Annotated in this window: 5 protein-coding genes; 4 read left to right on the top strand and 1 reads right to left on the bottom strand. The window is 75.4% G+C overall.

Annotated elements, in window-relative coordinates:
- Positions 1–182: 182 nt before the first annotated feature.
- Positions 183–1190, top strand: coding sequence for a polysaccharide deacetylase family protein (locus tag ACGFZP_RS24590; RefSeq protein WP_392936734.1), 1008 nt, complete (start codon positions 183–185; stop codon positions 1188–1190).
- A gap of 59 nt (positions 1191–1249) precedes the next feature.
- Here the strand turns inward: ACGFZP_RS24590 and ACGFZP_RS24585 are convergent, their stop codons facing one another.
- On the bottom strand, positions 1250–1687 hold the full coding sequence (locus ACGFZP_RS24585) for a YchJ family protein (RefSeq protein ID WP_392936732.1): 438 nt from the start codon (positions 1685–1687) through the stop codon (positions 1250–1252).
- Positions 1688–1802: 115 nt separating this feature from the next.
- Here ACGFZP_RS24585 and ACGFZP_RS24580 point away from each other — a divergent pair, with 115 nt between their 5' ends.
- The 3 genes from ACGFZP_RS24580 (at position 1803) to ACGFZP_RS24570 (ending at position 13026) form a co-directional block, all read left to right on the top strand.
- Entirely contained in the window at positions 1803–2111 is a 309-nt protein-coding gene (locus tag ACGFZP_RS24580; protein WP_392936729.1) for a GntR family transcriptional regulator, read from the top strand.
- Between the two features lie 365 nt (positions 2112–2476).
- Positions 2477–7537, top strand: coding sequence for an amino acid adenylation domain-containing protein (locus ACGFZP_RS24575; protein ID WP_392936726.1), 5061 nt, complete (start codon positions 2477–2479; stop codon positions 7535–7537).
- Positions 7534–13026 (top strand): amino acid adenylation domain-containing protein, encoded by a 5493-nt coding sequence (locus ACGFZP_RS24570; RefSeq protein WP_392936724.1) that lies wholly within the window; start codon positions 7534–7536, stop codon positions 13024–13026. Before ACGFZP_RS24575 ends, ACGFZP_RS24570 begins: the two co-directional genes overlap by 4 nt.
- The last annotated feature ends 44 nt before the right edge of the window (positions 13027–13070 follow it).

Raw genomic sequence — 13070 nt, 5'->3', positions numbered from 1 at the left:
TCGACCGGCCCGGCCCCGTGGCACCGGGCGCGTCCGGCCGGGGGCGGCGGAGGGGGAGTTCGCCGCGTCGGCGGTGCGGGCGGTGCGGTAGGCCGGGCGGGTGAGAGGGGGATTGGCCGGGGGGTGGCAGGGGGGAGCAGTGCTCCATGAGCACATCATCAGATCATGTGATTAATGGGGGGTTGAGGGGGAGTCACCGGGTACGGGCCGGCCTCGCGGCGGCGGTCTGCCTGTCCGCCGCGGTCGCGGGCTGTGCCGCACCCTCGGCGGGCCGTCCGGACGCGGCCCGGGCCGCATCGAGCGCCGTTCCCGCCGAGAGGGCCGTTCCGGCAGAGGGGGCCGTTCCCGCCGGCGGGGCCGCGAAGGAGGCCGCCGACCGGGGCGCGCCGCGTCCGGCCGCCGCGCCGCTGCTGCTGCCGGGGCCGGCCCGGGCCGAGGAGGAGGCCGGCAGCGCGGCGGTGGCCCGGCGGGAGACGGCCGTGCGCACCGCGCTGGAGACCGCCCACCGCTGGGGAGTGCGGCAGCCGCCGCTGAAGGCCCCGCAGCGGCCCGCGGCCAGGGCCGAGCTCACGCCCGTGCAGGGGGTGAAGCTCCAGGACGGGCTGCCCCCGGTGGTCTACCGGGTGCCGACCGCCGAGAAGATCGTCTTCCTGACCGTCGACGACGGCGCGGAGAAGGACCCGGAGTTCTCCCGGATGGCGGACGAGCTCGGGATCCCGCTCAGCACCTTCGTCGCCGACTACCTGGCGCGCGAGGACTACGGCTACTTCCGCGGGCTCGCCGCCCAGGGCGACGCGGTGAACAACCACACGATCAACCACCGCAACCTCAAGGTGCTCGGCTACGACCAGCAGCGCGACGAGATCTGCCGCCAGCAGGACCAGCTGGAGCAGCAGATCGGCGCCCGCCCACGGCTGTTCCGGCCGCCCTACGGCGAGTACAACGACGACACGCTCCGGGCCGCCGCCTCCTGCGGCATCGAGGCCGTCCCGCTCTGGAACGAGGAGGCCTTCCCCGACCGGGTGGAGTACCGCTACGACGACCAGCGCCTGCACTCCGGGGACATCATCCTCACCCACTTCCGCGGTGCCGACCTGTGGAAGGGCACCATGCCCGACCTGCTCCGCAAGGTCGTGGACGAGGTCACCGCGCAGGGCTTCGCCTTCGCCCGGCTGGACGACTACCTGTAGGTCCGGCTGGTCCCGCCGGGCGGGCGGCGCGGGCGGACCGCACACCCCGCGGGCAGGACTCAGGAGAGCGAGAGGGCGTCCAGGTAGACCCAGGCGCCCTCGTGCCGCACGAAGCGGCTGTGCTCGCTGAGGACGCCCTGCTCGCGGCCCTCGGTGTAGTGGGCGCGGAAGGCCACGGTGCCCGCGCTGTGGAACGGGCCGCCCTCGGTGCTGGAGAGCACCTCCAGGCCGGTCCAGCGCAGCGCGGGGTCGAACTCGACCGAGTCGGGCCGGGTGTCGGGGTGCCAGGTGCGCAGCAGGTAGGCCTCGTCCTGGGCGACGAAGGCGCTGAAGCGCGAGCGCATCAGCAGCTCGGCGGTGGTCGCGGCGGCCTGGCCCCGGTGCAGTCGGCCGCAGCACTCGCCGTACGCGGCGGGCAGCCCGCACGGGCAGGGGGAGGAGGGCAGCAGACGGGGCGCGGGGGCGGCGGCGCGGGGCGCGGGGCGGCGTCGGGACATGGGTCCATTCTGGCCCCTCGCGGGGGTGCGCCCCGATCCGGGGCGGCGGGCGGCGGGCGGCCGGATGACCGGTGGCCGGGGTGCCGCCGATCCGGGGCGGTGCCAGGCTGAGGCAATGGACCGGGACCTCGGGTGGTGGGTGCGGATCGCGTTGGACGGCTGGGATCGCGGGGAGGGTCCGCGCTACCGCTGCCTGGCCGCCGCGCTGGCCGACGCGGTGGAGCGCGGCCTGGTGGACCCCGGGGACCGGCTGCCGGCCGAGCGGCTGCTCGCCGAGGCGCTGGGAGTGAGCCGTGGCACGGCGGTGCGCGGGTACGAGGAGCTGGCCGGGGCGGGGCTGGTCGAGCGGCGCAGGGGCGCCGGCACCTTCGTCCGGTCGCGTACGGCGTGGGTGCGTACCCCCCTCGGGGCGGGTCGGGGCTGAGGCTGCCGGGGGTGCCTGGCGGTGTACTGACAAAGGAATGGTAAAGGCAAGGCAAAGGGCAGGTCGGGGGGCATGTCTCCCGGAGTGCCGCACGCGGGTGCGAAGCGCACCGGTGCACCGTGGGGACGACCGTAGCGTCAGCCGACCGCCGTGTCACGAGTCCTGACACTCGGTAGGAAATCGCCGACGAACCGTCACGGATGTGTACCGCTGAGTGGTGCGGGAAGGGTGATCTTTCCGGCATACCGAACGAGTGTCGGAAATGTGCTGGTCATCCGGAGATCTGTACCCCACCATCTCCCAGGGCACACCGCCCATTTCTCGCCGACCACAAGTCGGCGCAGGGCCATCCCTCAGGAGAGTTGATGAGTTCGACGGGACTTCCTCCACTGGATCCGGCAGCACCGCTGGCGGACCTGTTCGATGCCCAGGTCAGACGGACGCCCGAGGCCGTCGCCGTGATCGACGGCGGACGGCGCCTGACCTACCGTGAACTGTCCGCGGCCGTGGAGTCGGCGGCGGCCCGGCTGGCCGGTGCCGGGGTGGTCGCGGAGACCCTGGTGGGGGTCTGCCTACCGCGTTCGGCGGACCTGGTCGTCACCCTGCTGGCGGTGCTGCGGGCCGGCGGCGCGTACGTGCCGCTCGACCCGGCCTACCCGCGCGACCGGCTGGAGCTGGTGATCGGCGACGCCCAGGCGCCCGTGGTCGTCACCGACCGGTCCCACGAGCACCTGCTGGCCGGCGCCGGCGCCACCCTGCTGTACGTCGACGGCGACGGTCCCACCGCCCCCCTCGCGCGGGCGGCCGGCGGCGACGCGCTCGCCTACGTCCTGTACACCTCGGGCTCCACCGGACGCCCCAAGGGGGTCGCGGTCACCCAGCGCGGCGTCAACGCGATGCTCCGGTGGGCCGCCGACACCTACACCCCCGCCGACCTGGCAGGTGTGCTGTTCGGCACCTCGGTCTGCTTCGACATCTCGGTGTACGAGCTGTTCCTCCCGCTCACCGTCGGCGGCGCCGTGCTGGTCGCCGAGAACGTCCTCGCGCTGCCCGAGCTCCCCGCCCGCGAGGAGGTGACGCTGGTCAACACCGTGCCCAGCGCCATGGCGGCGCTGCTGCGCGGCGGCGGCCTCCCCGGCGGCGGGGGCCTGCCGGACGGCGTACGCGTGGTCAACCTGGCCGGGGAGGCGCTACCGCGCCATCTGGCCGACCAGGTCTACGCCCAGCCCCGGGTCGAGCGCCTGTACAACCTCTACGGCCCGACCGAGGACACCGTCTACTCGACGTGGTCGCTGGTCGCGCGCGAGGGGGCCGGTGAGCCGGTCATCGGCCGCCCGCTGGGCGGCACCACCGCCCACGTGCTCGACGAGCAGCGGATCGCCGTCCCGGACGGCGGGATCGGCGAGCTGTACCTGGCCGGCGAAGGGCTGGCCCGCGGCTACCACGGCCGCCCCGACCTCACCGAGGAGCGGTTCACCGCCGTCGGAGGCGAGCGCTGCTACCGCACCGGGGACCTCGTGCGGCGCCTGCCGGACGGCGACCTGGAGTACCACGGACGCGTCGACCACCAGGTGAAGGTCCGCGGCTTCCGGGTCGAACTCGGCGAGATCGAGGCGGTGCTGGCCGGTCACCCCGCGGTGGAGTCCGCCGCCGCGGTCGTCCAGCGGGACGAGGCCGGCGACTACCTCGCCGCCTTCGTCCAGCCCGCCCCGGCCGCCGAACCAACCGCGGCCGAGCTGCGCGCCCACTGCGCCGCCGCCCTGCCCGGCTACATGGTGCCGCTGGCCGTCGGCGTGCTGGAGCGCCTGCCGCTCACCCCCAACGGCAAGACCGACCGCAAGGCGCTGCCGCCGGTCGCCCGCAGCCGGGGCGGCCAGGACCTCTTCGTCGCGCCCCGCACCGAGGTCGAGGAGGGGATCGCCGCACTCTGGCAGGACGTCCTCGGCCTGCCCCGGATCGGCGTGCACGACGTCTTCCTCGACCTCGGCGGGCACTCGCTGCTCGCGGCCGGTGTCCTCGCCCGGATCGAGCGCGCGTACGGCACCCGGATACCGCTCGGCGAGTTCTTCGCCGCGCCGACCGTCGCCGCGCTCGCCCGCCGGGTGGCCGACGGCGGTGGCGGACGCCCCGGCGTCGCACCCCCCGAGCGGGCCGCCGAGCTGCCCGCCCGCGCCACCGAGTTCCAGCGCGAGCTGTGGCTGCACTCCTCCGTCCTGCCCGGCAGCGCGCTCTACAACGTGCCGCTGCGCATCCGGGCCACCGGCGGGCTCGACCTCGCCGCCCTGGGCCGGGCGCTGACCGAGGTGGTCCGCCGCCACGAAGTCCTGCGCACCGCGCTCGCCGGACGCGGCGGCGAGCTCCACGCCGAGGTCCGCGAGCCGTACACCGTGGACGTGCCGCTGCTCGACCTCGCCGACCGCCCGCACACCGCGGCCGACGAGGCGTCGGCGGACGAGGCGCGGCTCGACGCGGCGCTGCGCGCCGAGGCCGCCCGGCCGCTGGACCTCGCCGAGGGCCGGCTGCTGCGCGCCCTCGCCGTGCGCACCGGCCCGGACCGGTACGAACTCCTGCTGACCGTCCACCACGCCGCGATGGACGGCTGGGCGGCCGGACTGCTGCTCGCCGAGCTGGGCCGCGCGTACCGGGACGGCGACCTCGCCGAACCCGCCCTGCAGTTCTCCGACGTCGCCCGTTGGGAGGAGCGCGCCAACGAGGCCGCCCGCGAGGCCGCGCTGCGCTGGGGCGAGCGGTTGCTCGGCCTGGAGGCCGAGCAGCACCTGCCCGGCGACCGCCCGCACCCCAACCCGCACGACACGGCCGGCCGCCGGATCGCCCGCCGGCTCGACGCCGAACTCCTCCGCACCGCCGAGCGCTGGGCCGCCGGCGAGGGCGCCAGCCTCTACATGGCGGTGCTCGCCGCACTCGGCGGAGTGCTGCACCGCTACACCGGCCGCACCGACCTCGCCGTGCTCACCCCGTTCGCCGTGCGCCCCGTCCCCGAGCTGGAGCAGGTGCTCGGCTCGCTGATCAACACCGTCGCGCTCCGCTTCGAGATCGGATCCGCCGACACCTTCCGCACACTCGTCGCCCGCCTGCGCCCGGTGGTGCTGGACGCCGCCGAGCACAGCGGCTACCCGTTCCTGGAGCACGCCCGCCGGGCCGGCGACTCGGCCGGCCGGACGTCCTCGCCGTTCGCCCAGACCCTGCTCGCGGTCCAGAACCACCCGGTCGCAGGCGTCGAACTGCCGGGCGTGAAACTGGAGTTCGTCGCCGAGGTGTGCAACGGCACGGCGAAGACGGACCTCTCGCTGTTCCTGGAGTTCCCGGCCGACGGCCCGCTGCTCTCCGCCGAGTACCGCACCTCGCGCTACGACGAGCCCTCCGTGCAGGCCGCGCTCGACCACCTGGCCGCGCTGCTCGCCGCCGCTCTCGCCGAACCAGACCGGCCGATCGGCGAGTTGGCGATGCTCTCGGCCGCCGAGCTGGCCGACTCCGAGGAGGGGAACCGGACGGCGGCTCCGCTGCCCGACGCCCGGCTGCACGAGCTGGTCGCCGCCCAGGCCGCCCGAACCCCGCAGGCGGTCGCCGTCGCCGCCGCCGACGGCACCCTGGCGTACGCCGAACTCGACTCCACCGCGGCCCGGCTGGCCCACCTGCTGGGCGTGCACGGGGTCGGCCCCGGCAGCCTGGTGGCGGTCGCCGTCCGGCGCGGGCGCATGCTGCCCGCCGCCCTGCTCGGTGTGCTGCGCAGCGGCGCCGCCTACCTGCCGATCGACGTCGACCAGCCGGCGGCCCGCAACCTCGCGGTGCTCGACGACGCCGGAGTGGGCGTCCTGGTCGCCGAACAGGCCACGGCCGGCGACGAGTTGTTCCTCGGGCGCACCACCGTCCTGGTGGACGGCCCCGAGGCCGCCGCCGCGCCCGAGGCCCCGGCCGCGGCCGTCGGCCCCGAGGACCCGGCCTACCTGCTCTACACCTCGGGCTCCACCGGACGTCCCAAGGGCGTGGCGGTACCGCACCGGGCGATCGTCAACTTCCTCGGATCGATGGGCCGCGAACCCGGCCTCACCGACCGGGACGTGATGGCCGCCGTCACCACCGTCACCTTCGACATCGCCGGCCTGGAGCTGTGGCTTCCGCTGGTCACCGGCGCCCGGGTGGAGATCGCCGACCGCGCCACCGCCACCGACGGGCGTGCGCTCGCCGCCTGGCTGGACGAGCGGGCCGTCACCGTCGCCCAGGCCACCCCCGCCACCTGGCGGATGCTGCTGGAGGCCGACTGGCCCGGCCGCCCCGGCCTGACCGCCCTGTGCGGCGGCGAGGCGCTCACCGCCGACCTGGCCGAGGCCCTGCTCAAGCGCACCGCCGCGCTGTGGAACCTGTACGGCCCGACCGAGACCACGGTCTGGTCCACCGCCCAACGGGTCACCGCCGAACTCGCCGCCCACGGCGGGGTGGTGGCGCTCGGCGCGCCCATCGCCAACACCCGGCTGCACCTCCTGGACGCGGCCGGCCGGCCCGCCCCGGTGAACGGCATCGGCGAGCTCTGCATCGCCGGTGACGGCGTCGCACTCGGCTACCACGGCCGCCCCGACCTCACCGCCGAACGGTTCGTCCCCGAGCCCGGCGGCCCCGAGGGCGCGCTGATGTACCGCACCGGCGACCTCGCCTGCCGCCGCCGCGACGGACGGCTGGAGTACCACGGGCGCACCGACGCGCAGATCAAGCTGCGCGGCTTCCGGATCGAACTCGGCGAGATCGAGGCCGCGTTGACCGCCGTCCCCGGCGTCGGCGCGGGCGCGGCCGCACTGGTCGACACCCCCGCAGGCCCGGTCCTCGCCGGGTACGCCGTCGCCGGCGGCGGCCTCACCGAGGACGCCCTGCGGGCCGCCCTCACGGACCGGCTGCCCGACTACATGGTGCCCGCCGCGCTCGTCCTGCTCGACGCACTGCCGCTGACCCCCAGCGGCAAGGTCGACCGGGCCGCACTGCCGCTGCCGCGGCTCGGCGGCGCCGGCGCGCCGCCCGAGGGGGACTGCGAGGAACTGCTCGCCGATCTCTGGCAGGAGGTCCTCGGGGTGGAGCGCGTCTCCCGGCACGACGACTTCTTCTCGCTCGGCGGCCACTCCCTGCTCGCCACCCGCCTGACCGCCCGGGTCCGGGACGTCTTCGACACCGACCTGCCGCTGCGCACCGTGTTCGAGGCCCGCACCCTGGCCGCCATGGCCCGCCGGATCGAGGACCTGCTCCTCGCCGAGATCGACCTCGAAGACCTGGGGGACTTCGAAGACCTCGAAGAACTCGGCGGCCTCACCGGCCTTGACGACCCGGGTGCACCCGGTGCACCCGGCCAATCCGACGTACGGCACGACCCGGACGCCCGGCCCGACGCGGCCGCCGGCGCCCTGACGGGGGAGAACGCATGACCGACCAGCCCGACGCCAGACGCCAGGAACTCCTGCGCCGCCGCCTCGCCCAGGCCAAGGCCGCCAAGGCCGCCGCCAGACCGGCGCAGCGCGGCATCACCCCCCGCCCGGCCGGCACCCCCGCGCCGCTCTCCTCGGCCCAGCGCCGGATGTGGTTCCTCGCCCAGTACGACCCGGACGGCGCGGCCTACCACATCCCGCTCGCCCTGCACCTGGACGGCGAGCCGGACCCCGCCGCGCTGGCCGCCGCCCTCGGCGACCTGCTCGCCCGCCACGAGGTGCTGCGCACCGTCTACCGCACCGAGGACGGCGAGGTCCGCCCCGTCCTGCTCGACGCCGACGGCCCGGCGCTCACCACGGCCGACGTCCCCGCCGAGGGCCTCGACCGGTGGCTGGAGGCGGAGGCCCGGCGCCCGTTCGACCTCGCCGCCGACCTCCCGCTGCGCGCCGCCCTGCTGCGCACCGGCGAGGGCCGCCACGTGCTCAGCCTGGTGCTGCACCACATCGCCGCCGACGGCTGGTCCATCGGCGTGCTGTTCGGCGACCTCGCCACCGCCTACGCGGCCCGCCGCGAGGGCCGGGCACCCGCCTTCGCGCCGCTGGCCGTCCAGTACGCAGACGTGGCGCACTGGCAGCAGACCGAACTGGCCGAGGAGCTCGCCCGCCAGGAGCAGTGGTGGCTGGAGCGCCTGCGCGGTGCCACCGCCACCGTCACCGTGCCCACCGACCGCCCCCGCCCGGCCGTGGCCGGCACCCGGGGCGGGCGGATCACCATCGGGTTCGGCGCCGAGCGCACCCGCCGGATCCGCGAGCTCGCCGAACAGACCGGCGCCACGCCGTACATGGTGCTGCTCGCCGCCCTGCAGACCGTGGTCTCCCGCTACACCGGCGCCGAGGACGTGGTGGTCGGCACCCCCGTCGCGGGCCGCACCCGCAGCGAGACCGAACCGCTGGTCGGCTGCTTCGTGAACACCCTGGCGATGCGCACCGACCTCTCCGGCGACCCGAGCGTGCGCTTGCTGCTGGAGCGGGTCCGGGAGAACACCCTCGGCGCCTTCGGCCACCAGGACCTGCCCTTCGAGCGGCTGATCGACGCGCTCGGCCTGGACCGCGAACTCGCCCACACCCCGCTGTTCCAGGTCCTGCTCAACGTCCACAACCAGGCCGAGGCCGTCCTCGACCTGCCCGGCCTGGAGGCCGGCTGGCAGCCCGTCGGCACCGACACCGCCAAGTTCGACCTGTCCGTCGCCGTCGTCGACAACGGCGGCGAACTCGACGCCGACCTGGTCTGGCGCACCGAGCTGTACGACGAGTCGACCATCCGGCGCACCTTCGGCCACCTCACCACCGTCCTCGACGCGATGGCCGCCGACCCGGACCGCCCGCTCGCCGACCTGCCCCTGCTCACCCCCGCCGAAGAGCGGCAACTCGCCGACTGGGACGACTCGCTGCGGGGCTGGGACCTCGGCGGCACGCTGCACGGGCTGGTCGAGGAGCAGGCCCGCCGCACCCCCGACGCGCCCGCGGTACGCGGCGCCGACGGCGTCCTCGGCTACGCCGAACTCGACCACCGGGCCAACGCGCTGGCCCACCGGCTGGTCGCCCTCGGGGTCGGCCCGGACCGCCCGGTCGGCCTGCTGGTCGAGCGCTCGGCCGCCCTGGCCGTCGGCATGCTCGGCATCCTCAAGGCCGGCGGCGCGTACCTTCCGCTCGACCCGGTCTACCCGGACGAGCGGATCCGCGCCCTGCTCACCGCCGCCGGGGCCGCCGCGGTCGTCACCACCGAGGACCTGCTCGGCCGCGTCGACGGCCCGCCGGCCGTCGTCGTGGACCGGCTCACCACCCCGGTGGAGCCCTGCGAGCCGCCCGCGGTGGACGTCCGCCCGGACCACCTCTGCTACCTGATCTTCACCTCCGGCTCCACCGGCACGCCCAAGGGCGTCGCCGTCGAGCACCGCAACTACCGCAACTACCTGCACGGCCTGCGCGAGCGCCTCGGCGCCGGGTCGGAGGGCTGGAACTGGGCGCTGGTCTCCACCTTCGCCGCCGACCTCGGCACCACCAACGTGTTCGGCGCGCTCACCGGCGGCGGCTGCCTGCACCTGCTCACCCGCGACCAGGCCACCGACCCGGACGCCTTCGCCGCCTACACGGCCGCGCACCGGATCGACGCCATGAAGCTCGTCCCCAGCCACCTGGAGGGCCTGGCCGCGCACGGCGGCGGCCTCGGCGACATCCTGCCCGCCGAGCTGCTGATCTGCGCGGGCGAGGCGCTGCGGCCCGACCTGGTCGCCCGGATCCGCGCGGCCCGGCCCGACCTCCGGCTGCACAACCACTACGGCCCCACCGAGACCACCGTCTCGATGCTCGGGGCCCCCGTCCCCGCGGACCTCGGCGACGCCGTCACCGCGCCGCTGGGCCGGCCCTTCGGCAACGTCGGCGCCCAGGTGCTCGACGCCCGGCTTCGGCCCGTCCCGGTCGGCGTCCCCGGCGAGCTGTACGTCTCCGGCGGCGGCGTGGCCCGTGGCTACCTCGGCCGGGACGACCTCACCGCCGAGCGCTTCACCCTCGTCCACGGCCGGCGCAGCTACCGCACCGGCGACCTGGTCCGGCGCCGCACCGACGGATCCGTCGAGTTCCTCGGCCGGGTCGACCACCAGGTCAAGATCCGCGGCTTCCGGGTCGAGATCGGCGAGGTGGAGGCCGAGCTGACGGCCCGGCCGGAGATCCGCGAGGCCGTCGTGGTCGCCCGCGGCGAGGGCGCCGCCCGTACCCTCGTCGGCTACCTGGTGCCCGCCGACCCGGCCGCCGCCCCCGACCCGGGCCAGCTGCGCGCCGCGCTGCGCACCCGGCTGCCGGACTACATGGTGCCGGCCGCCCTGGTCGTCCTCGACGCGCTGCCGCTGAACGCCAACGGCAAGGTCGACCGGGCCGCCCTGCCCGAGCCCGCCGCAGCCCAGCCGGTCTCCGGCGGAGGCGAGTTGGCGACGGAGGCCGAGCACGAGGTGGCCGCCGCCTACCGGCAGGTGCTCGCCGTCGACGAGATCGGCGCCACGGACGACTTCTTCGCGCTCGGCGGCGACTCCTTCTCCGCCGTGCACACCGTCCGCCTGATCGGCCGCGGCCTGTCCGTGATCGACCTGTTCCAGCAGCCCACCGTCCGCGAACTCGCCGCCCTGCTCGACGCCAGGGCCGGCGGCGCCGCCGAGCAGGGCCCGCGCAGCCTGCTGCACAAGCTGACCCGCGGCAACGCGCCGGCCGAGGTGAGCGTCGTCTGCGTCCCCTACGGCGGCGGCAGTCCGATCACCTTCCAGCCGCTCGCCGACGCCCTGCCCGCAGGCCACCGGCTGTACGCCGTCGAGCTGCCCGGGCACGACCCGAGCCGCCCCGATGACGAGCTCGCCGAACTCGAAGGCCTCGCCGACCGGTTGACCGAGCAGATCACCGCCCGGATCGAGGGCCCGGTGCTGCTGTACGGCCACTGCCTCGGCGGTGCGCTCGCCACCGCCCTCGGCTCCCGGCTGGAGGCGGCCGGCGTCGACCTGCGCGGGGTCGCCCTCGGCGGGACGTTCCCCGCCGCCCGGCTGCCCGGCCGGTTCGCCGAGTGGATGGCCCGCCGACTGCCCGGCGACCGGATGCTCTCCAACCGGTCCTACCTGGACTACCTGCGGGCGATGGGCGGCTTCACCGACGTCTACGACCAGGCCGAACAGGACTTCCTGGTCCGGGCGCTGCGCCACGACGTCCGGCAGGCGGAGGACTTCTACACCCGCGCCTACGGGGACGGGCGCCCGGCCGTGCTCGCCGCGCCGATCCTCTGCGTGGTCGGCGAGAAGGACCGCGCCACCCAGCTGTACGAGGAGCGGTACGCCGAGTGGGAGCACTTCGGCGACACCGTCGACCTGGCCGTCATCCCGCGCGCCGGGCACTACTTCCTGAAGCACCAGGCCGACGAACTGGCCCGGGTGATAGCGGAGTTCACCGCCACCGGGACGGTCTCCGAGCAGGCCCCGGCCAAGCGCCCGGCGGCCCGCGCCGAACTGGGCGTCTTCGCCAAGGTCGCCATCGGGCAGTTCGTCTCGATGGTCGGCACCAGCCTCTCCACCTTCGCGCTCGGCGTCTGGGTCTACCAGCAGACCGGCTCGGCCTTCGACTTCGCGATGATCTCGGTGGTCGCGGTGCTGCCCGCCGTGCTGCTGCTGCCCATCGCGGGGGCGCTCGCCGACCGGCTCGACCGCCGCCGGATCATGATCGTGACGGACACCGTGGCGGCGGCCGGCATGCTCTCGCTCGGCGTGCTGCTCTGGGCCGACCTGCTGGAGGTCTGGCACATCTACCTGGTCGCCTGCACGGGGGCGGTCTGCTCCGCCTTCCAACGCCCGGCCTACCTGGCCGCGATCACCCAGCTGGTGCCCAAACGCTACCTCGGCCAGGCCAACGGCCTCGCCCAACTCGGCACCGGGGCGGGCGACATGATGGCCGTCCTGGCGGGCGGCGTGCTGGTCTCGCTGATCGGCCTGCACGGCGTGGTCCTGTTCGACATGGCCACCTTCCTGATCGGCGTCAGCTGCCTGCTGCTGGTCCGCTTCCCGGACGCGATGTTCGACAAGCAGGAGGAGCCGCTGCTACGCGAGGTCGTCACCGGCTGGCGCTACATCGTGCGGCGGCACAGCCTGGTCGCCATGGTGGTCTTCTTCGTGGTGTTCAACTACCTGTTCGCCATCGCCACCGTCCTGGTCACCCCGATGGTCCTGGCCGGCGGATCGGCGGTTCAGCTCGGCGTCATCACCGCCGTCGGCGGCGTCGGCGCGATGACCGGCGCCCTGGTGATGGCCCTGTGGGGCGGCACCAGGCGGCGCGCCATCGGCATGATCGGCTTCACCTCGGTGGTCGGCCTGGCGGCCGTGGTGGCCGGCAGCCGGCCGCAGCCCGCCCTGGTGGCCTGCGGGCTCTTCGTCCTCTGGGCCTCGCTGATGATCCTCAACTCGCACTGGATGGCGCTGATCCAGACCAAGGTCGGGATGGAGCTCCAGGGCCGGGTGCTGGCCACCAACCAGATGCTCGTCATGTCGATGATGCCGCTGGGCTTCCTCACGGCGGGCCCGCTCTCGGACCACGTCTTCGAGCCGCTGATGCGGCCCGGGGGAGCCCTCGCCGACTCGGTCGGCATGATCATCGGCACCGGCCCCGGCCGCGGCGCCGGGCTCCTGCTGGTCCTGATCGGAGCCGTCCTCGCGGTCTGGGGCCTGCTCGGCCTCGCCTACCGCCCGCTGCGGCTCATCGAGGACCTCCTGCCGGACGCCCTGCCGGACGCCGAGATCGGCGACAAGGACGCCATCCAGGCCGAGGCCGACCGCCTGCTCGCCCTCACCCGGGCCGCCCGCACCGGCGGCGCGCCCGGCCCCACCCCGCCCCGCCAACGCCCCGCCCCCGCGACGGAACAGACGGAGGACCGCGTCCCGGCCGGCGCGGGCCGGCCGGGCGCCTGACGCCGGCGCGCTAGGAGCCGCGCGCTGATCCCTCAAGATCGACC

Source organism: Kitasatospora sp. NPDC048239, assembly GCF_043202015.1.
GTDB lineage: Bacteria > Actinomycetota > Actinomycetes > Streptomycetales > Streptomycetaceae > Kitasatospora.
This window is presented reverse-complemented; position numbering and strand designations above follow the sequence as displayed.